The 20,114-nt window shown below is 72.4% G+C and carries 21 protein-coding genes; 10 read left to right on the top strand and 11 right to left on the bottom strand.

The window, feature by feature from the left end; all coding sequences use genetic code 11:
- Positions 1-6: 6 nt before the first annotated feature.
- The 5 genes from AC0KTA_RS37285 (at position 7) to AC0KTA_RS37265 (ending at position 5,841) form a co-directional block, all read left to right on the top strand.
- A complete protein-coding gene (locus AC0KTA_RS37285) occupies positions 7-966 on the top strand; it encodes an esterase/lipase family protein (protein WP_481052615.1) in 960 nt (319 codons plus the stop codon).
- 133 nt (positions 967-1,099) lie between these two features.
- A complete protein-coding gene (locus AC0KTA_RS37280; RefSeq protein ID WP_481052614.1) occupies positions 1,100-2,347 on the top strand; it encodes an ABC transporter substrate-binding protein in 1,248 nt (415 codons plus the stop codon).
- On the top strand, positions 2,344-3,222 hold the full coding sequence (locus AC0KTA_RS37275; protein ID WP_481052613.1) for a branched-chain amino acid ABC transporter permease: 879 nt from the start codon (positions 2,344-2,346) through the stop codon (positions 3,220-3,222). Before AC0KTA_RS37280 ends, AC0KTA_RS37275 begins: the two co-directional genes overlap by 4 nt.
- On the top strand, positions 3,215-4,996 hold the full coding sequence (locus AC0KTA_RS37270; protein ID WP_481052612.1) for a branched-chain amino acid ABC transporter ATP-binding protein/permease: 1,782 nt from the start codon (positions 3,215-3,217) through the stop codon (positions 4,994-4,996). Before AC0KTA_RS37275 ends, AC0KTA_RS37270 begins: the two co-directional genes overlap by 8 nt.
- Before the next feature lie 101 nt (positions 4,997-5,097).
- Complete coding sequence (locus tag AC0KTA_RS37265) at positions 5,098-5,841, top strand: ABC transporter ATP-binding protein (RefSeq protein WP_481052611.1); 744 nt, start codon at positions 5,098-5,100, stop codon at positions 5,839-5,841.
- Here the strand turns inward: AC0KTA_RS37265 and AC0KTA_RS37260 are convergent.
- Positions 5,811-6,482 carry a TetR/AcrR family transcriptional regulator gene (locus AC0KTA_RS37260; protein WP_481052610.1) on the bottom strand — a complete coding sequence of 224 codons (672 nt, stop codon included), beginning with the start codon at positions 6,480-6,482 and terminating at the stop codon, positions 5,811-5,813. The two genes, AC0KTA_RS37265 and AC0KTA_RS37260, sit on opposite strands and share 31 nt — an antisense overlap.
- Before the next feature lie 253 nt (positions 6,483-6,735).
- Between AC0KTA_RS37260 and AC0KTA_RS37255 the strand changes: the two genes are divergently transcribed.
- Positions 6,736-7,770 carry an amidohydrolase family protein gene (locus AC0KTA_RS37255; RefSeq protein WP_481052609.1) on the top strand — a complete coding sequence of 345 codons (1,035 nt, stop codon included), beginning with the start codon at positions 6,736-6,738 and terminating at the stop codon, positions 7,768-7,770.
- Positions 7,771-7,955: 185 nt separating this feature from the next.
- Positions 7,956-8,498 (top strand): cytochrome P450, encoded by a 543-nt coding sequence (locus AC0KTA_RS37250; RefSeq protein ID WP_481052608.1) that lies wholly within the window; start codon positions 7,956-7,958, stop codon positions 8,496-8,498.
- 3 nt (positions 8,499-8,501) lie between these two features.
- On the opposite strand, the gene uriT is transcribed toward AC0KTA_RS37250, so the two are convergent.
- Positions 8,502-9,953 carry a uridine transporter UriT gene (gene uriT / locus AC0KTA_RS37245; protein WP_481052607.1) on the bottom strand — a complete coding sequence of 484 codons (1,452 nt, stop codon included), beginning with the start codon at positions 9,951-9,953 and terminating at the stop codon, positions 8,502-8,504.
- Positions 9,950-10,897 (bottom strand): uridine-preferring nucleoside hydrolase UriH, encoded by a 948-nt coding sequence (gene uriH, locus AC0KTA_RS37240; RefSeq protein WP_481052606.1) that lies wholly within the window; start codon positions 10,895-10,897, stop codon positions 9,950-9,952. The genes uriT and uriH overlap by 4 nt, the downstream gene beginning before the upstream one ends.
- 214 nt (positions 10,898-11,111) lie before the next feature.
- On the opposite strand from uriH, the gene AC0KTA_RS37235 reads away from it, so the two are divergent.
- Positions 11,112-12,170, top strand: coding sequence for a LacI family DNA-binding transcriptional regulator (locus AC0KTA_RS37235; RefSeq protein ID WP_481052605.1), 1,059 nt, complete (start codon positions 11,112-11,114; stop codon positions 12,168-12,170).
- Between the two features lie 4 nt (positions 12,171-12,174).
- Here the strand turns inward: AC0KTA_RS37235 and AC0KTA_RS37230 are convergent, their stop codons facing one another.
- The 7 genes from AC0KTA_RS37230 to AC0KTA_RS37200 all read right to left on the bottom strand — a co-directional run bounded on the left by AC0KTA_RS37230 (position 12,175) and on the right by AC0KTA_RS37200 (position 17,538).
- Complete coding sequence (locus AC0KTA_RS37230; protein WP_481052604.1) at positions 12,175-13,500, bottom strand: deoxyguanosinetriphosphate triphosphohydrolase family protein; 1,326 nt, start codon at positions 13,498-13,500, stop codon at positions 12,175-12,177.
- A gap of 16 nt (positions 13,501-13,516) precedes the next feature.
- Positions 13,517-14,149, bottom strand: a complete 633-nt coding sequence (locus AC0KTA_RS37225) for a GrpB family protein (RefSeq protein ID WP_481052603.1) — start codon at positions 14,147-14,149, stop codon at positions 13,517-13,519.
- 136 nt (positions 14,150-14,285) lie between these two features.
- Complete coding sequence (locus AC0KTA_RS37220) at positions 14,286-14,849, bottom strand: DoxX family protein (RefSeq protein ID WP_481052602.1); 564 nt, start codon at positions 14,847-14,849, stop codon at positions 14,286-14,288.
- A gap of 63 nt (positions 14,850-14,912) precedes the next feature.
- Complete coding sequence (locus tag AC0KTA_RS37215; protein ID WP_481052601.1) at positions 14,913-15,377, bottom strand: hypothetical protein; 465 nt, start codon at positions 15,375-15,377, stop codon at positions 14,913-14,915.
- 120 nt (positions 15,378-15,497) lie between these two features.
- A complete protein-coding gene (locus tag AC0KTA_RS37210; protein ID WP_481052600.1) occupies positions 15,498-16,052 on the bottom strand; it encodes a GNAT family N-acetyltransferase in 555 nt (184 codons plus the stop codon).
- Positions 16,053-16,120: 68 nt separating this feature from the next.
- Positions 16,121-16,315 (bottom strand): ferredoxin, encoded by a 195-nt coding sequence (locus AC0KTA_RS37205; protein WP_481052599.1) that lies wholly within the window; start codon positions 16,313-16,315, stop codon positions 16,121-16,123.
- Positions 16,315-17,538: a cytochrome P450 gene (locus AC0KTA_RS37200; protein ID WP_481052598.1), complete on the bottom strand. Its 1,224-nt coding sequence runs from the start codon at positions 17,536-17,538 to the stop codon at positions 16,315-16,317. Before AC0KTA_RS37200 ends, AC0KTA_RS37205 begins: the two co-directional genes overlap by 1 nt.
- Before the next feature lie 418 nt (positions 17,539-17,956).
- Between AC0KTA_RS37200 and AC0KTA_RS37195 the strand changes: the two genes are divergently transcribed.
- Positions 17,957-18,364, top strand: coding sequence for a YciI family protein (locus AC0KTA_RS37195; RefSeq protein ID WP_481052597.1), 408 nt, complete (start codon positions 17,957-17,959; stop codon positions 18,362-18,364).
- Between the two features lie 44 nt (positions 18,365-18,408).
- Positions 18,409-19,554 (top strand): RNA polymerase sigma factor, encoded by a 1,146-nt coding sequence (locus AC0KTA_RS37190; protein WP_481052596.1) that lies wholly within the window; start codon positions 18,409-18,411, stop codon positions 19,552-19,554.
- A 58-nt stretch (positions 19,555-19,612) separates the two neighbouring features.
- On the opposite strand, the gene AC0KTA_RS37185 is transcribed toward AC0KTA_RS37190, so the two are convergent.
- Positions 19,613-20,095, bottom strand: coding sequence for a DinB family protein (locus AC0KTA_RS37185; protein ID WP_481052595.1), 483 nt, complete (start codon positions 20,093-20,095; stop codon positions 19,613-19,615).
- Positions 20,096-20,114 lie beyond the last annotated feature (19 nt).

Below are 20,114 nucleotides of genomic sequence, written 5' to 3'. Positions count from 1 at the left end.
CCGCACTTGACTCTCGACATCCCCCCACTCACCCGCCGGATGAAAGTGCTCACCCGGCTGGTGTGCGCGGTCGCTCTCGCCGCGGCCGCGCTGACCCTCCCCCCGCCCGCCCACTCCCAGTCCGAACCGTCGAGCCCCGTCGCCAGGGGCGAGGCGGCCGGGACGCCCGGTCCGGCCGACCGGGCGGGGGCGGCCGACGAGATTCCCGACCCTCCGCTGCCCGGAGCCAACAACTGGCGGTGCAGGCCGAGTCAGGAGCATCCGGAACCCGTGATTCTGGTGCATGGCCTGTTCGCGACGCCGGGCATGAACTGGCCGTACTTCTCGGCCGAGTTGCAGAAGGAAGGGATCTGCGTCTTCGCCCTCACCTACGGCAAGGCCGACAAGGACTACAAGTATCCGCTGCCCGGCCAGGCCGCCCTGGAGGACGGGGCGCGGGACCTCAAGGACTTCGTGACGCGCGTCCGGATGGCGACCGGCGCCAAGAAGGCCGACCTGGTCGGCCACAGCGCGGGCGGGCTCATGCCCCGGCAGTACCTGCGCTTCGAGGGCGGAGCCAAGTACGTCGACGACTTCGTCGCACTCGGCCCGCCCAACCACGGAACCGACTACCGCTCGGTGTTCGAGCAGCTGCCTCCATGGGTCTCGAACGCGCTCTGCCCCTCGTGCCTGCAGTACAGCGATGGATCCGAGTTCCTCGCGCACCTCAACGCGGGCCACGAGGTGGAAGAAGGTGTCCACTACAGCACCATCAGCACGAACCGAGACGAGTTCATCCTTCCCTACACAAGTGCTGAATTGAAGGGAGATTCCGGCCAGGTCACCAACATCACCGTGCAGGACACGTGTCCTGATTCCACGATCGACCACTATCACCTCGCGCTCGACAAGGTCCCGCTGCAGTGGGCGTTGAACGCGCTCGAGCGACCGGGTCCGGCGGACCCGGCGTTCCGGCCCACCTGCTGAACCGGCGGTTCCGAACACCGCTTCCCGGGGGTCCGCCCCCCGGGAAGCGGCCCTGTCCGCGAGGCCCGACACCCGCCTGACATCCACGTCCGGCACCCATGCCCGACCTCCACGCACGGGAAGAGAGACCGCCATGGAACTGTCACGTCGCGACCTGTTACGCGGCAGCGCCCGCATCGGACTTGCGGCCGGGGTGGGCCTGGGGGCGGCTTCCGCGCTCACCGCCTGCGGCGACTCCGGCGGAGCGGGCGACAATGACGGCCAGGCCCGCGTCGGCTGGATCCAGCCCAAGACCGGAGTACTGGCCTCCGCGTACCGGCCCGCCTATGCCGCCGCCCGCCTCGCCGTCAAGGAGATCAACAAGGCCGGCGGGCTGCTCGGCGAGCCGCTGAAGATCCTCGAAGCGGACGACGAGGGCAAGCCCGGCACCCAGCCGATCGTGGCCCGGCGGCTGCTGCGCGACAAGCCGCAGTTCGTCCTCGGCCCCACGGGCAGTTCGCAGGCCGTGGCCTCGGCCAGTGTGTTCGGGCGCGGCTCGGTGCTCCAGTCCGCGTGGGGCGTGGCCGACGCGCTCGGCGACGGAAGCCGCTTCCCGTACCACTACCAACTGGTGTTCAACACCCGGCAGCAGGCGACGGCGGTGGCCCGCCACCTCTTCGAGGAGCGCGACGTGCGCAAGGTCGGGCTGCTCCTGGAGAACTCCGAGTACGGCGAGTCCATACGCCAGGCGTTCCTCACCGTCCTGCGCGACCGCTACCGGACCGAGCCGGCCTCCGTGCAGGTCTTCAGCCCGGGCACCCCCGACATGGCGCCGTTCGTCAAGAAGCTGGACCGGGACGGCGCCAGGGCCGTGGGCCTGTTCAGCGGGCAGCCGCAGACCTCCGTCCTCACCCTGCAGGCCATGGAGGCGACCGGCTACGCCCCGCTGACCGTCTCGCACGAGCTCAGCTACATCGAGGCGTACGACAAGGTGCCCAAGGAGCTCATGGAGCGGCTCTACACCACCTCGTACGCCTCCCTCACCTACCCCAAGGGCGGGTCACCGCCCGCGGGCCCCGCCAAAGCCTATGCGCGCAAGATCCTCGCCGAACCCTCCGCCAAGGGGCTGGAGTTCACCGCGGCCACGTCGCCGTACTACGACTTCCTGACGCTCCTGGCGAAGGTGGTGAAGCGGGAGAAGACGCTCGCCCCGGAGAAGCTCAAGGCCGCCTTCGACAAGGTGCGGGACCATCCCGGCATCCGGGGGAAGATCTCCTTCACCGCCGAGCGGCACACCGGCATCGGCGACGAGGCGCTCGTCGTCGCCTCGCTCCTGTCGGCCAAGGAGAAGGTGTCGATGGGCGGGATCTTCCGCGAGCGGGCCCCGGGCGGCCCGGCATGATCAATGACGTCCTGGTGCCCGGGCTGGTCTTCGGCAGCCTCTACGGCCTGGTCGCGGTGGGAATCGTCGTGCTGCACCGGCCGACCAAGGTGCTCAACTTCGCGCAGGGCGACCTGGTCATGCTGGGCGCGATGGGCATGGCCGCGGTCACCGCCCACACCGCCCTGCCCTGGCCGCTCGCCGCGGCGTGCGCCGTCTGCGCCGTCGCCGCGGTGGCCCTGGCCGAGGAGCGGGTCGCGGTGGCGCCGGTGCTGCGGCGCACGGCGCACGGCGCGGGCTGGGTGATCACCACGCTCGCCTTCTCGCTCGTGGTCAACCAGCTCATCGGCCGGCTGTGGACCGACGAGCCGCGCCGCATCGACCCGCCCGCGCCGCTGTCGCTGCGTACGCACACCGTGGCCGGGGTGGACTTCAACAGCTATCAACTGGCCGTCGTGCTTGCCGCGTTGGCCGTGGTCGCGGCCCTTGAGCTGCACGCCCGCACCCGCGCCGGGTGTGCCTACCGGGCGGTGGCGGCCGACCGGGACGCGGCCCGGCTGCGCGGCATCGACCCGGCGCGGCTCAGCCGTCGGGCCTTCCTGCTCGGCGGGGCGCTCGCCGGGCTCACCGGCATCCTGGCGGCGCCGCTCACGCTGGCCTCCGTGGCGATGAGCTTCGGACTGCTCGTCAAGGGCTTCTTCGCCGCGGTCATCGGCGGCATCGGCGACTTCCGCGGGGTGCTCGTCGGCGGCTGGATCGTCGGGACGGTGGAGGCGGCGGGCGCCACCTACGTCTCGCCGGGGAAGCAGACCGCCGTCCTCTTCGCCGTCACCCTCGCCATCCTCATGGTCCGCCCCGAGGGACTGCGCGGGAGCGGGGTGCTGCGCCGTGTCTGACCGCATGGCACAGCTGCTGCGGCCGCTCGGGCTCGCCGCCTTCTTCGGGCCCGCGGCCGCGCTGCCGCTCCTCGTCCGGGACACCTATGTGCTCCACGTCGCCACCGTCGTCGGCATCTACACCCTCGTCGCCATGGGCCTCAACGTCCTGTTCGGATACGCGGGCCAAGTCTCCCTCGGCCACGGCGCGCTAGTGGCGGTCGGCGGCTATACGACGGCCATCCTCACCGTCGACCACGGCTGGTCGTTCTGGGCCGCCGCCCCGCTCGCCACGCTGGTGGCCGCGCTGGCGGGCGGCCTGATGGCGCTGCCCGCGCTGCGGCTCTCCTCCTGGCACCTGGCCCTGATCACGCTCGCCTTCGCCATGGTGGTCAACAGCCTCCTGACCGAACTGCGGGACCTGACCGGCGGGTTCGCCGGCATCATCGGCGTTCCGCCGCCCGAGCTCGGCGGCACCCTGTTCGCCGAGGAGGAGCTGTACTGGCTGGTGCTCACGGTGGTCGCCGTGTCCGCCGCGCTGCTCGGGAACGTGCTGCGCTCCCGGACGGGGCGCGCGCTCACCGGGGTGCGCGACGCACCCGACGCGGTCCGCGCGGTGGGCGCCGGGACCGTCCGGCTCAAGGTGTTCGCGTTCTGTCTCAGCGCCGCGCTCGCCGGGCTCGGCGGGGCGCTGCTCGCGACCACCCGGGGCCTGGTCACGCCCGACGACTTCCCCATCGAGTTCTCGCTGTTCTTCCTCCTCGTCGTGATCGTGGGCGGCGCCGGGCGGATGAGCGGGGCGTTCGTCGGCACGCTCGCGTTCTTCGCCGTGCCCGAGCTCCTGGACGAGCTCGCGGAGTGGCGGCTGCTGATCTACGCCTGCGCGCTCCTTGCCCTGATGGCCTTCGCCCCGCACGGCATCGCCGGGGCGTGGGCCGCGCTGTGGCCTCGTCTCGCCGCGCGTCTTCCGGCGAGGCTGCGGGGCCGCCCCGCCCCCGCCCCGGTCGGGGCGCCCGCGCTGCCCGCCCCGCCGGGCGGCGGCCTGTGGCTGCGCACCACGGACGTGCGCCGTTCCTTCGGCGGGGTGCGGGCGCTGCGCGGCGTGGACCTGTCGGCGCGGCCCGGCACCATTCACGCGCTGGTCGGGCCCAACGGCTCCGGCAAGACCACGCTGCTCAACACCGTGACGGGCGTGGTGCGTCCGCACGCCGGCCGGGTGCTCCTCGACGACACGGACACCGGCCGCCGGCCCACCGAGCGGATCGCCCGGCTCGGCGTGGCGCGCACCTTCCAGACGCCGCTGCTCCTTCCGCAGCTCAGCGCCGTGGAGAACGTGCTGCTCGGCGCCCACGCCCGGGAGCGCGCCGGTGTCCTCGCGCACGCGCTGGCGCTGCCCCACGCCCGGCGCGAGTCCCGTCGGCTGCGCGAAGAGGCGCTGGCCCATGTGGCGTTCGTGGGCCTGGCCGCGCACGCCGAGGCCCCGGCCGGGATCCTGCCGCACGGCAATCAGCGGCTGCTCGAGATCGCGCGGGCGCTGATGGCCCACCCACGGCTGCTGCTCCTCGACGAGCCCGCGGCAGGCCTGACGCACACCGAACTCGCCGCGCTGGACCGGCTGTTGCGCCGCATCCGGACCCAGGGCGTGACGGTGCTCCTGGTCGAGCACCACATCGAGCTGGTGGCGAGCGTCGCCGACCATGTCACCGTGCTCGACACCGGACGCGTCCTGATCTCGGCCGAGCCCGCCGTGGCCCTGCACGACGACCGGGTGCTCGACGCGTACCTGGGGCGCTGACCGGCCGTACGTACGGAGCCGACGACCGTACGTACGCAGCTGACGAGGCATACGTACGCAGACGGATGAGCCCAACCGACCGCCCTCCAGGGAGAGTTGACATGACGAAAAGCTCCGCGCCGCTGCTGCGGCTGACCGGGCTGCACGCGGGCTACGGGCCCGCGCCGGTCGTGCGGGACGTGACGCTCTCGGTGCGCGACGGTGAGATCTGCGGCCTGGTGGGGGCGAACGGGGCGGGCAAGTCGACGCTGCTCGCCGCGGTCGCGGGGCTGCTCAGGGCCGACGCGGGCACGGTCGAGTTCGACGGCTGCGACATCACGGGGGCCCGGCCCGAGGCCATCAGTCTGCGCGGCCTGGCCCTCGTGCCCGAGGGGCGGCGCCTCTTCCACGGGCTCACCGTCCGGGAGAACCTCGAACTGGGGCTGTGGGCGCGCAAGGTGCCCGCCGACGAGGAGCGGGCCCGTCTTGACCGGGTGTTCGGCCTCTTCCCCGTCCTTGGCCAGCGGCTGCGGCAGCGGGCCGAGGTGCTCAGCGGGGGCGAGCAGCAAATGCTCGCCCTGGGCCAGGCGTTGCTGTCCCGCCCCCGGATGCTGCTGCTCGACGAGCCGTCGCTGGGGCTCGCGCCCGTCGCCGTCGACCGCGTCCTGACGGCGGTCGGCGAGCTGCGCGCGGCGGGTCTGACCGTGCTCCTCGTCGACCAGGCCGTGGAGCGCACCCTCGAACTGGCCGACCGGGCCTACGTCCTGCAGGCGGGCCGGATCGTCGCCGAGGGCCCGGCGGCAGAGCTGCGCGACGGGACCCGGCTGCGCCAGGCCTACTTGGGCGTGGCCGCGGACAGCGACTGAATCTCGGCATGCGTGAGCCCGGCCGCCTGCAGCACGAGGACGCCGTACTGCTCGGCGATCTCCTCGGCGCTGAGCCTGCCCTCCGGGCGGAACCAGAGACCGGCGTGAATGCACAGGTCGAGCACGGCCTTGGCGGTGACCGGGACGTCCGCGGCTCGGCCGCTGGGCAGCGCGATCCGGAACACGCCCTGCTTCAGGCCGCGCCGCAGAATCTCCTCGAACTCCCGCCGCACCCGGCGCTCGCTGCCGCGCACCTGGTCGGCCTGCGCGGGCGGCAGGTGCTGCGCCTCCGAGCGGCTCACCACCGCCTCCACCCGGTACGTGGTGTGGAACACGGTCACGGTCCTGGCCGCCTCCCAGAGTTCGCGGGCCGGTTCCCCGAGTCCGCGCCGGAAGGCCGCCGCGAGCTGCTTCTCCAGTTCGGCGCAGGTCTGCGAGGCGATGGAGTAGAGCAGCTCCTCCTTGGACCGGAAGTGGTTGTACATGGCTGCCGGGGTCATGCCGAGCTCCGCCAGGATCTCCCGGACGCTCGTGGTCCCGTACCCGCGCCGGTAGAAGAGCTCCGCGGCGACCTGTTCGATCTGCCTCCGCGTGCGCCCCCCGGGCGGCCGGGGGAAGGGCTCCTCGGTCGGCACGATCATGGAGTTCTTCTCCGTCTTCGAAGGGGCCCGCACTCGGCGTCGCGAAGACAGTCGACGGCCCTTGAGCACACGTCTTGTTCGGCCTCCACTGTACGGCCTGTACGCCGAACGGCGTGCTGACCAGGGGGAAGAACGCGGAGAAAACGGTACCTCGAGTACTGCGCTGCCGGGCCCGGACTCGGGGAGGCTCACACACCGGGACGGGCCCGTACCGACCACGGCTGGACGGGAGTTGACCTTGACAGTGAACAACATGAGCAACGCGGACCACATGGTGGACGGCGAGACCGGTGTGGCTGCCGTGCAGAGCCCGGCGGGCGGCACCCCGGGCTCGGGTGCCGTCGACATGTGCGCCCTGGCGTACGACCGGGACTCCTGGGGCGCCTACTTCCGCGACCTGACGAGCCTGGCCCCGGCATATCTGCGGGCCTTCGGGCGCCACCTGTGCACCGTCTTCGGCGCGGACTTCGCCGGCTACCGGCGGCACTTGGAGGCCGGAGCCCCGGATGCGGCCATCGACATGCTCACCGCCCATCAGCCCGAAACCCTCGACGTACCGGCCCTCGTGCGCACCATGGACGAGCAGGGCCTCGCCTACCAGGTGCTGATGGGTTCCAGCGCGATCCTGCCCGACGGCGACAGCGTGAACGCGCGCGTCGCCGCCCTCGCGGCACGCGCCCCCCACCGCATGCAGGCGTGGGCCGGCGTGAACCTCAACGACCCGGGCGCGGCCGTCGAGGAGCTGGAGCGCTGCCGCGACCTGGGCATGCGCGGTGTGGTCGTCATCGCGTTCCGGGACGGCGTCGATGCCCGGAAGCCGCGCTACGCCGAGGTGTTCCGCACCGCGGAGCGGCTCGGCCTGCCGGTGTGGATCCACACCGGACACCACCTGTGCGCCGGCCGTCCGAACGAGCTGTCGCACCCGCGGGTCATCGACACCATCGCGGGCGGCCACCCCGACCTCAGGATCGTGGCGGGGCACGGGGGCTGGCCCTGGATGCTGGAGATGATCTCGGTGGCCCAGCGCCACCGCAACGTCTCTCTGGAGTTCTCCACCCACCGTCCGAGCTGGATGGCCCGCCCCGGCTCCGGCTGGGAGCCGCTCTTCCTGTACGGGACCGGCCCCTTGCGCCGCAAGGTCATGTTCGGCACCGCCACCTGGGTCCACTCGGTCCCGGTCCGCACCCTCGTGCGCGAGGTGGCCGACCTCGGCCTGGGCGACGAGGTGACGCACGACTGGCTCCGGGGCAACGCGGCACGGCTCCTGGGCCTGGCCGACGGGGCGTGACGTCACGACGGGGGCCCTCGTTCGCCCGGCATGGAAGGCGCCAGGTCAGCCCTTACGAACCGGGTACGAATCCTCCTCTTGCGGCGTGCGCTCGACCACGTGGCCAAGCGGGGCGTCGCCGCTGCGCCCTGTCCCTGCTCGAAGAGCTGATCCGGGAGCAGCGGGACACACCGGGCGAGGGCCTGTTGGGCAGCCTCGTCCGGCGTGCCGGGCACCTGGACGACCGGGCCCTCGCCGGACTGGCCGACGGCGTGCTGACCGGTGGGCTCGAGACGAGCGCGGCCATGATCGCCCTCGGCGCCCTCACGCTGCTGCGGGACCCGGCCGCCCGCGCCCGCGTGCTGGACACCGCCCAGGTGGACACGGTCGTCGAGGAACTGCTGCGGGAACTGTCCGTGGTGCAGATGGCCTTCCCGCGCCACGCGCTGCAGGACGTCACCGTCGGCGGCCACCGTGTGCCCCGGGGAGACATCGTCCTGTGCTCCCTGGTGCGGGCCAATCGCGCGTTGCCGCCGGGCGCACCGGCGGACACCCACCACCTGGCGTTCGGTCACGGCGTGCACCGATGCCTGGGTGCGGAGCCGGCCCGCATCGAACTGCGCACCGCCTACCCGGCGCTGTTCGCACGCTTCCCGCGGATGCGGCTCGCCGTCGACCCCGGCGAGCTCTCCTACCATCCCCTGGCCATCGTGTACGGGCTGCGCAGCCTGCCCGTACACCTGCGTTGAGCCCTACTCGTGCGCCTCCGCCGCCACCGGCTTCGGGATGAGGAAGGACGTCAGGAACGCCGCCGCGATCAGCACCACGCCGGCGATCATGCCCGCCGAGTAGCCCGCGGCCGAGGTCTTGTCGGCCGGTTCGGCCGCGGTCTGGACGGCGTACAGGAGCGCGAAGCTCAGGCCCGCGCCGAGGTTGAAGGCGCCGGCGTTCAGGCCCGGCAGGAAGCCGGGGTTCTCCTTCGGGGAGAGGACGATGCCGAGGCCGTTCAGGACGATGTTGCCGACGCCCGCGTACGTCACGCCGATGAGGACCGACGAGACGAGCAGGAGCGGCCGGGAGTCGGCCTGGAGGGTGAGGAGCATCAGGGCGACCGTCGCGGCCGAGCCGATCAGGCCGAGGCGCAGGACACGGCCGTAGCCGTGCGTGGCGGCGAGGCGTCCGGCGAGCGGCCCCATGGCCAGGCCCGCGAGGGCGTACGGGGTGAGGGTCCACCAGGCCGACTGCTCGGCGCTCATCCCGAATCCGGCGTCCGCGTTCTGGGCGAACGCGGGGATCATGCCGTTCATGACGGCGAACACGCCCGTCATGGTCAGGACGGTGGTCAGCAGCAGCGCCCACGTGGAGCGCTGCCGCAGGTGCCGGGTGGCGACGAGGGGGTGCCGGCTGCGGTCCTCGGCGCGCCAGAACGCGGCGAAGGCGAGCGCGGCGACGACGGCGAGCCCGGCGACCAGCGGCCAGTTCGCGGCGCCGAGCTTCCCGGCCTCGTTCAGGCCGATGAGGGCCGCGCCGACGGAGACGACCAGGAGCGCCACTCCGGGCCAGTCCATGCGCCGATCGGAGCCGGTGACGCGGGCGGTGGACTCGGGGGTGAGCGTGGCGACCAGGACCATGGCGAGTCCGGCCACGACGGCCATGACCCAGAACACGGACTGGAAGCCGTAGTGGTCGGCGAGCGAGCCGCCCGCGATGGAGTCGACGCCCGCGATGCCGCCGTTGACGGCGGTGATGACGCCGAGCAGCGTGCCGTACCGCTTCGGCTCGTGGACCTCGTTGCGCAGCATGATCAGGCACAGCGGCACGGTCGGCCCGGACACGCCCTGGATGACGCGGCCGACGAACAGCATGGGCACGCTCTGCGCCAGCGCGGCCACGACGCAGCCGACGGCCATGAGCGCCATCATCGCGGCGAGCACGCGGCGGCGGCCGACGAGGTCGCCGAGGCGCGGCAGGAACAGCGAGAAGAGGGCGGCGGAGGTGAAGAAGGCCGTCTGGGTCAGGCCCACCTCGGCGGAGGTCGCCCCGAGGGAGTCCTCGACGCTCTTCAGGGCGGGGCTGAGCATGCTCGCGTTGAGCTGGAAGGCGAAACACGCCGCGAGCAGCGCGGTGACCAGCACCCATACCCGCACGGGGCGGCCGCCGGGGGTGGCGGTGGGTGCTACGGAATCGGTGACGGAGATGTTCACGCGCGCACGTCGCCGATCCGCTCGAGGGCGTCCACGACCAGGTCCCAGAACCGCTGGTGGTCCAGGTCGACGGCGACCTGGGTGCGGCAGTCGGCGGGAGCGGGCGCGCGGAAGTCCGCGACGGTCATGCCGAGGGTGAGGGTTCCGGTGAGCTCGATGTCCACGGGGGCCTTGCGTACGGTCATGACGCTCGGGTCGATGACGTACGCGACCGCGCACGGGTCGTGCACCGGCGGAGCCGCGAAGCCCTGGTTCTGCAGGTACATGGCGCCGAAGAAGTCCAGGAGCTCGTTGACGAAGACGGCGGGCCCGGTGCCGACCTTCGCGATGCGCTCGACGACCTCGGGGGTCGCGAGGGCCTGGTGCGTCAGGTCGAGGCCGACCATGGTGACGGGCCAGCCCGCGTTGAAGACGATGTGCGCGGCCTCGGGGTCGATCTTGATGTTGAACTCGGCGACCGGGCTCCAGTTGCCCGTGTGGTAGCCGCCGCCCATGAGGACGACCTCGCGGACGCGCTCGGCGATGCGGGGCTCCTTGCGCACGGCCAGGGCGATGTTCGTCAGGCCCGCGGTGGGCACGATGGTGATCTCGCCGGGCTCGTGCGCCAACACGGTGTCGATGATGAGGTCGACGGCGTGCCGGGGGTCGAGCTGCAGGGTGGGCTCGGGCATGACGGGGCCGTCGATGCCGCTCTCGCCGTGGATCTCCGGGGCCGTCTCGACGGTGCGTACGAGGGGGCGCGGGCAGCCGGCCGCGAAGGGCACGCCGGTGATGTCCGCTATGCGCGCCACGGACAGGGCGTTGCGGGTGACCTTCTCCAGGGTCTGGTTGCCGACGACCGTGGTGACCGCGACCAACTCGACGTCGGGATTGCCGTGCGCGAGGAGCATGGCGATCGCGTCGTCATGTCCCGGGTCGCAGTCGAGAATGATCTTTCTGGCCATCGGCGGAACCTCTTTGTTCGGCTGAGCTGCCACGGCGGAGCGGCGCTCGGGAAAACGTTCTCCGAAGACTTTGTGCAGGAGGAGGAATTCTGTCAATGACGTGCGCCACGCCCCGGGCGGCAAAGCTGTGATCTTCACCGCGAAAGGGACCCTGGTAGCGACCGACAGCCGTTGATAACGTTTGCCGAAATTCACCGAAGGGGTGGGCACAGACGTGGCGGACGTGACACTGCGGGACGTGGCCCGGGCCTCCGGCTGCTCCGTCGCCACCGTCTCCCGGGTCCTCGCCGGAACCCGCCCCGTCGGCGCCGAGACCGCCCGCCGCGTCCGCGAGGCCGCCGAGAGGCTCGGCTACCGCCCCAACCACGCCGCCCGCGCCCTGCGCAGCCGCGCCACCGGCACCGTCGGCCTGGTCCTGCCGCAGATCACCAATCCCTTCTACCCGGCGCTCGTGCGCGAGCTCACCCACGCCCTGCACGCCGAGGGCCGCGCCGTGCTGCTCGCGGACTGCGACGACGATCCGGTGGCCGAGGCCGAGTACATCGACGACCTGCTGAGCCGGCGCGTCGACGCCCTCCTCGTCATCCCGGCCGACGAGCGCCGCAGCCGCGACGCGGTGGCCGCGGCCGCCGCCCGGGTGCCGCTGGTCCTGATGGACCGCGGCTGCGGCCCGGGCATCGCGGACTCCGTGGCCGTCGACAACTCCGCGGGCATGGCCCTCGTACTCGATCATCTGGCCGCCGCGGGCCGGCGCCGCGTCTGCTTCCTCGGTGCCGACGGGACGGCTTCGGCGGCGGCCGAGCGGCGCGCGGCGTACGCGGCCGGTTCCGGCACCCTCGACGCCGGGGCTCCGGGGCGGGTCGCGCTCGGCGACTTCTCCGTGGAGTGGGGCCGCGCGGCCGTCGACCTGGTGTGGGACGCCCGGCCCGATGCGCTGGTGTGCGCCAACGACCTCATCGCTGTCGGCGCGCTGCAGCGGCTGCAGCAGCTCGGCGCGGACGTGCCCGGCGACGTGGCCGTCACCGGCTTCGACGACATCCCGATGGCGGCGCTGTCCGCACCGGGCATCACGACCGTCCGTCAGCCGGTGGCCGAACTGGCCGCGGAGGCCACGCAGTTGCTGAACCGACGCCTGGCGGCACCTGGCGCCGAAGGCCCGCAGCGGGCCATACGGCTCGCACCGGAGCTGGTCGTACGGGAGTCGAGCGCGGCCCCCGCAGCCTCGGCCCCGAAACTCATCGGCGAACAGCGGGGCCTCGCGCTGAAGCGGTGACGCCTCACAGCCAGGTGGCGTCGCTGACGGATCCCAGGCTGGTGCCGGACAGGCGGCGGTGCAGGGTCATGGCCTGGTCTTCGGTGAGGGACGCGACGTGGTCGGCCGCGGCGCGCAGCGGGTCGCCGTGGAGGTCGAGTTCCTCGGCCCGGTCGGTGGGCAGGAGCCCCGGGGATTCGTTGGTCCAGCGCAGCAGTTCGGAGACGATGCGGCGCTTTCCGTGCTGTTGGGTGGCCAGTGCCGGGCGGTCGATGACGTAGCACCAGACCAGTTCCTTGAGCAGGTCGCAGGCGGCTCGGCGGTCGGCGGGGACGACGAGCCGGGCGCCGTGGCGGATCGCCGCCGGGCCGCCGACCTCCAGCTCGATGTCGCGGGTGAAGTGGTCGATCAGCTTGGCGGTGCGGGCGTTGACGGCGACGTCGTCCTCGTGCCGGCCGGCGTAGGGCCCCGGCACCGACAGTGCCTTGGCGATGCCGGCCAGCAGGTGCACCGCCTCGTCCCGGTCGAAGGCGTCGCCGGCGCGGCGGCGCTTGGCCTCCACATAGTCCAGGAAGCGCCGCGTCTCCCGCTCGGTGTCGCCGCCCGCGGCTCCCGGGGGCGGGAAGAGCGCGGCCAGCGGGATCAGTCCGGTGCGGTAGAAGTCCTCCACGTCGTGACAGGCGTACGTGACGTCGTCGGCCCAGTCCATCACCTGCTCCTCGACCGGCACCGCGGCGTCGCTCCGGCCCGCCCGCACCCAGGCGAACGCCTCCCGGTCGACCGCGTACACACCCCACTTGGCGTGCCGCGCGGGGTCGACGTCGCGCGGGAGGCGTTCCCAGGGGTACTTCGTCGCGGCGTCCAGGCAGGCCCGGGTGAGGTGCAGTCCGCGGTGACCGGGGTACTTGTGCGCGGCCAGGAAGGTGAGGATGTGCAGGGTCTGGGCGTTGCCCTCGAAGCTGTCGAGCACGCCGCCCGCGAAGTGCAGCTCGTCCATCGTCGCCCGCAGCGCGGTCTCGCCGGCGTGGCCGAAGGGCGGGTGACCGATGTCGTGCGCCATGCAGGCCGCCTCGACCAGCGCCGGGTTCGGGCCGCCGTAGCGCCGCTCCAGGCGCTCGGCCATCCGCCGGCCCAGCTGGGCGACCTTCATCGAGTGGGTCAGCCTGGTGTGGTAGGCGCCGAGTTCACCGCTGGCGACGACCTGGCTCTTGCCCGCGAGCGCGCGCCATTGCGTGGAGTACAGGATCCGGTCCACGTCGTGCTCGAATCCCGAGCGCTGTCCGTCGTCCGCGACCCTTCGGCACAGGGAGTGTTGTTCCAGGTCTTCGTCGCTGTAATGAGCCGGTCGCATGACGGGATGGTAGTGCCTACGCCTCCTCCGCCCTCTTGAGGATCTCTTCGACCACGTCCGTCTTGGCGTCGGCGTAGTTCTGCATGTACTCCCACGTCCGCTCGGCCAGCATCCTCTTGGTGCGGGCGTACAGGTCGCGGTCGTCGTCGTGGGCGCGGAGCCAGTCGCGGAACCGGAGCATGCGGGCGGACTCCGGGCAGTCGGCCGGGAACACGTGCAGGTTCGCCGACGCGGCGCCGGGTGCGAGGTCGTGCCGGCGCAGCACGCGGTGCTCGTACCAGTCCGGTTCCCGGACGGCGAGGGCGTAGCCGAGTCGTTCGAGCGCGGGCACGTACGCCGTCTCCTCGCCCGGGTCGGGGACGGTCAGGAGCATGTCGATGACCGGCTTGGCGGCCAGGCCCGGCACCGACGTCGAGCCCACGTGCTCGATCGTGTGCCGTACGTCCGTGAGCGCGCCGCCGATGCGTGCGGCCTCGCGCGCGAAGACCTGGGGCCAGCGGGGGTCGCACTCCGCCAGCGTGACCCGGTCGTTGAGCTTGGCGGCCGCGCCCGGACTGGCCGCTTCGATCTCTGCGGCGGTCATGGGCACGCGGTCGGCGGACCCCGTCTCGCGGGGCGGCTCCGGGTCGTGGTTCCCCTGCTCGGGCATGGCTTGCCGCTCCTGACCTCGACGTGGCATCAGTTCTCGTACACCCAAGGCAGGAATCCGCCGCCCGTCAAGCGGCGAGAGAGGGTGCGGGCCCGCCCGAAGGGCCGAGCGGGCCCGCACCACAGCGGTCGCGGGCTCAGTCCCGCAGGACCACCAGCACGAACGCGGCCGAGACCGCGCCGAGTACGACGGCCGCGACCCCGCGTGCGAACCGGTGGTCGCGCAGGACGGGCAGGAGCTCGTCGGCGGCGAGGCGCCCGGGGCCCGCGAGCGCCACGGACACCGCGGCGGCCAGGAGCACCAGGTCGTACTCGATGCCTTCAGGGCTGAAGAAGCCGCCGCCCCACTTCACGGCGATGGCGTTGAGCATGATGCCGAGGATGCCCGCGCCCGCGAGCGGGGTGAGCAGGCCGATCGCGAGGCCGAGGCCGCACAGGGTCTCGGTGAGCGCGGCGACCCAGGCCATCGCCTTGGCGGCCTTGTAGCCGTCGGCGGCGAAGAAGCCCGCGGTGCCGTCGAGGCCGGAACCGTCGAACCAGCCGAAGAGCTTCTGCGAACCGTGCGCGGCCATGGTGAGGCCGACCGCGAGGCGCAGCAGCAACAAGCCGATGTCGGTGCCGGGTTGTGGGGACAGGGCCGCGGCACCGCCATGGCGGTGCCGCGCACTTGCCGGTGTGGGGGTGGTGGAAGGTGACGACATGGTGGATCTCTCCTTGTGCCGGTTGGGGAGGGGGACGGGTGGAGTGAGGGAGGAGAGGGCCCTCTACGTTCTGATCACGCAGGTTCTGTACAGGTCGACGGCGGTGGTGTCGGGCGGCGAGGTACCGCCGAGCCGGGCAAGGCCCCGGCCCGGGTCGTGGCGCGGGGAGCCGGCCCGCTGCTCGGGGGCGCCCGGCTGCTCGGGTACGGGGAGCACGGCCTCGCGCGGCGCCTCGCGCTCGCCACCGCCGTGGCAACCGCTGCCACGCGCCTCACTGCGGACTTCGAGCGCGTCGGCCGGTGGCCCGAAGAGCTCGGTCGCGGCGGCGCGTTGGCCCTTCTGCCCCATGTCCCCGGGGAAGACGGTGGCGACGGGACCGAGCGCCATGACCAGGCAGAGCAGCGCCACGAGCAGGCAAGGGGCACCCTTGAGGCGCGCGGTGCGCGCCGCGGCGGCCTCGGCCGGAAACCGGTTCCGGAACCGGAGCGCGCGCTCCGGCCGCCCGAGGGGGAACTCTCGCCCGCTCATGCCGACCGATGGTAGGTCCAGACCAGGCCCGGACTGAAGCCCTCCGACCGACACAGGCCGCACTGCGGCTCACTGAGGCCGGTTTTCACCCCTCGCCGCTTCGCCCTCTGCCGTGTCGGTTCATCCCTGCCGCGCCGACCCAACCCCGGTCGCGCCGCTTCGCCCCCTGCCGTGCCACCGCCGCATGCACACGCGCGGCCAGCGGTCCAGGCCGTGCGCGGCCTCCTTCTCGCGGACGGCCCGCAGCCCGGGGCCGAGTTCGTCCTCGTCGAGGAGTACGAAGCCGCAGCGCGCGTAGTACGGGGCGTTCCACGGCACGTCCCGGAACGTCGTGAGGGTCAGCGCGGGGAGCCCGTCGGCCGCGGCGCGGTCCGCGAGGTGTTCGAGCAGGGCGCGGCCGATGCCCCGGCGCGCGTGGTCGGGGTGCACGGACACCTGCTCGACGTGGAGGTTGCCGTCGACGGGCTCGGCGAGGAGGTACGCCACGGGGACGTCGGCCGGATCGGCGGCCACCCAGGCGCGCCCGGCCTGCCGGTAGCGCGCGAGTTCGTCGAGGGCGGGCGGGTCGTCGTCGGCGATCTCGTCCATGCCGATGTCGCGGAAACAGCGGCCCGCGGCTCGCTCGATGTCCTGGAGGCGGGTCAACTCGCTGCTGTGGACGGCTCGGATGCGCATCGTGTCATTGTCCCGTGGGTGGTACGCCGCGTCGGCGCGGGGTGCGCCGACGCGACGTACGGACCCGCCTAGTCCTCTTCGAGCGTGATGGCCCGCACGGGACAGGCTCGCGCCGCCTCCCGGACCATGGGATCCCCCGTGCCGTCCTCGCACCCGGGCAGCAAGTCGCTGAAGCCGTCGTCGTCCTGGGTGAAGACCTTGGGCGCCGTCAGGACGCACTGACCGGCGCCGATGCACACGCCGGTGTCGATGGTGACGCGCATCAGCCGCGCCCCCAGGTGACGGGCAGTTCGAGCAGCCCCTGGATGGTGTCGCCCGGCTTCATCCGGATCTCGTCCGCGGGCACGGCGAGCCGCAGGTCGGGAATGCGGGCGAGCAGCGAATGCAGGGCGATCTCGAGCTCGGCGCGGGCGAGGTTCTGCCCGAGGCACTGGTGGATGCCGAAGCCGAAGGCGAGATGGTGCCGGGCGTTGCGCCGCACGTCGAGGGCGTCGGCGTCGGGATAGACGGCGGTGTCGCGGTTGACGGTGGCGGCGGAGAGGATCACGCCGTCTTCGGCGCGGATCGTCTGCCCGGCCACTTCGATGTCCTCGGTCGCGATGCGCACGAGCCCGTCGGCGATCGACAGGAAGCGCAGCAGTTCCTCGACGGCGTCGCGGGTCAGGTCCGGGTCGGCGCGCAGGGCCGCGAGCTGGTCGGGGTGTTCGAGCAGGGTGAAGGTGCCGAGGGAGATCATGTTGGCGGTGGTCTCGTGCCCGGCGACGAGCAGGATGAGGGCGAGGCGTACGAGTTCGTCGCGGTCCAGGGTGCCGTCGCTCAGCCGCTCGCGGACCAGCTCGTCGAGTACGCCCTCGGGGGTGGCGTCCGGGCCCGGCGCGTCCCCGGCCGCCTTGGCCTTCCGGTCGATCAAGTCGCCCAGATAGTCCATCAGTTCCCGACGGCCCGCCTCGGACCCCTCGGCGGTGGGGCTGCGCAGGATCCGGCGCGACGCCTCTTCGAAGAAGTCGTGGTCGGCGTACGGGACACCGAGAAGGTCGCAGATCACGATGGACGGTACGGGCAGGGCGAAGGCGGCGACCAGTTCGGCGGGCGGTCCTTGGGCGACGACGGCGTCCAGGAGTTCGTCGACGACACGCTGGATCCTGGGCCGCATGGCGGCGACGCGTTTCACGCCGAACGTGGGGATCAGTGTGCGGCGCTGTTTGTTGTGCAGCGGGTCGTCGACGCCGAGCAGCGCGAGCGGCTCCCGGCGGGAGAGCTCGAAGCGCCGGGCGATCAGCGGGAAGGCCGGGTTCTGCCGGTCCGCGGAGAGCCGGGGGTCGGTGAGCAGGGCCTGGGCCTCGGCGTGTCCGGTGACGAGCCAGGCTTCGGTGTCGTCGTAGAGGGTGATGCGCTTGAGCGGGCTCTGCTCGCTCAACGGCCGGTATCCGGTGGGCGGGTGATAGGGACAGGTACGGTCCTGAGGGAAGGGCGTGGCTTGCACCATGGAGGCCTCCGTTGTGCTCGGACGGGTCGTCCGGTGTTCCGAGTCCCACTTCATGCCCCATGCACCTACTCTGACCATGCCCGGTTCGGCCAACTTCGCCACGGTCGGCCCTGAGTGCCACTGGATGGCCGGTTTATGACACCGACCGGAGCTTTGCGGCACCGGTCTGCGTGCCGCCCCACCCCACGACCTCGCAGGAGTCGCACCTCCCCCGCCCGACCGCGCATGTCAGTCGCTGACACGAATGGCGCGTTCCTGCCGGACAGGTCGGACAAGCCGGACGGATGACCGCTCCCCCTGATGTCCTGCCGCCGACGCCCAAAAAAGTTTGGATGGTGATGTCGAGAACCCGAGACCGGCTCCGTCCCCGCAGTGAACGCGACCACAATGGGCCGCACCAGTACCGAGGAGAACCACGATGGCCAAGTACCTGCTGCTCAAGCACTACCGCGGCGCCCCGGCAGCGATCAACGACGTACCCATGGACCAGTGGAAGCCGGAGGAGATCTCGGCCCACATGCAGTACATGCAGGACTTCGCGGACCGGCTCGAGAAGACCGGCGAGTTCGTCGACGGGCAGGCGCTCGCCCCCGAGGGGACGTGGGTCCGGTACGACGGCGAGGGTCGCCCGCCCGTCACCGACGGCCCGTTCGCCGAGACCAAGGACCTCATCGCCGGCTGGATGGTGATCGACGTCGACAGCTACGAGCGCGCCGTCGAGCTGGCCGGGGAACTGTCGGCCGCCCCCGGCGCGGGCGGGAAGCCGATCCACGAGTGGCTGGAGCTGCGCCCGTTCTACGGCGTGCAGCCCACCATCACGGAGTGACCACTGCAGTGACTTCCGAAGCGACCCCGGAAGGGGCTCATGAGATGAACGAAGCCCTGCTCCGGAGCCTCACACCGAGCGTCCTCGGAATCCTCGTCCGCCGCGGAGCCGACTTCGCGGCGGCCGAGGACGCCGTGCAGGACGCGCTGGTCGAGGCCGTCCGCGTCTGGCCCGCCGGCCCTCCGCGCGACGCGAAGGGCTGGCTGGTCACCGTGGCCTGGCGCAAGTTCCTCGACGCGACCCGCGCGGACACCGCCCGCCGCCGGCGTGAGGACCTCGTCGACGAGGAACCGGCGCCCGGGCCCGCGCCCGCGGTGGACGACACGCTCCAGCTCTACTTCCTGTGCGCCCACCCGTCGCTCACGCCGTCGTCCGCGGTCGCGCTCACACTGCGCGCCGTGGGCGGTCTCACCACCCGCCAGATCGCCCGGGCCTACCTGGTTCCCGAGGCGACCATGGCGCAGCGCATCAGCCGGGCCAAGCGCACCGTCTCCGACGTGCGGTTCGACAAGCCCGGCGACGTCGCCACCGTGCTGCGCGTCCTCTACCTGGTCTTCAACGAGGGCTACTCGGGCGATGTCGACCTCGCCGCCGAGGCCATCCGGCTCACTCGGCAGCTCGCGGGCGCGATCGACCACCCCGAGGTGGCGGGGCTGCTCGCCCTCATGCTGCTCCACCACGCCCGGCGCGCCGCCCGGACCGCGCCCGACGGGAGCCTGGTGCCGCTCGCCGAACAGGACCGCGGCCGGTGGGACACCAAGTCGATCGCCGAGGGCGTCGGGATCCTCCAGGCGGCCCTCGCCCGCGACCGGCTCGGCGAGTTCCAGACCCAGGCCGCCATCGCGGCGCTCCACGCCGACGCGCCCACCGCCGAGGAGACCGACTGGGTGCAGATCGTCGAGTGGTACGACGAGCTCGCGCGCCTCACCGACAGTCCCGTCGTCCGGCTCAACCGGGCGGTGGCCGTGGGCGAGGCCGACGGACCGCGCGCGGGCCTCGCGGAGCTCGCGGCCCTTGACGACACCCTGCCCCGCCACACCGCGGTGGCGGCCTACCTCCACGAGCGCGACGGCGACCTGGAGACGGCGGCACGGCTGTACGCCGAGGCGGCCCAGAAGGCGCCCAACCTCGCCGAACGCGACCACCTGACGCGCCAGGCGGCCCGGCTCAACGCCCGCAGGGGCAGCTGACGGGTTGTGCTCGTCGAGGCTGAGTCCTGCTCGTCGGGACTGAGTCCGCACGCGGGTCTCAGCGACCGATGGACCCGTCGATCTGCTCGCGGAGGATGTCGGCGTGACCGGCGTGCCGGCCGGTCTCCTCAATCATGTGCACCAGGACCCACCGCATGGACGGTGCCGATCCCCGGCGCGGAGGGCGCGGCGCGGGCAACGTCAGGTCCGGGCAGGCCTCGATGACCTGGTTCGCCCGCTCGACGGCTTCCCGGTAGCCGGCGAGCACGCCGTCGACCGTCTCCTCGGGGGACGGCCGCATGGAGCTGCCCCAGTCGTCGGTCGCTTCACCGAGGAAGTAGAACCGCTCGACGCATGTCAGATGCTTGACCAGCCCGAGGAGACTGGTGCCGGAGGGCGTCCCGCCGGTGCGGACCTGCGGTTCCGGCACGTCCGCGGCCTTGTCCGCGATGGCGCCGCGCAGATAGTCGAGGAATCCCACCAGGGTGGCCTTCTCGTCGGCGCCGGTCCGCGGGGGCCCGGTGTCCTTCGCCCGCTTCATCGGGCCGCCTTTTCGGCGA

The sequence above is a fragment of the Streptomyces sp. Y309 genome, from assembly GCF_056712025.1.
Note: the sequence above shows the minus strand (reverse complement) of the source record. Positions and strands in the feature narration are given on the sequence as shown.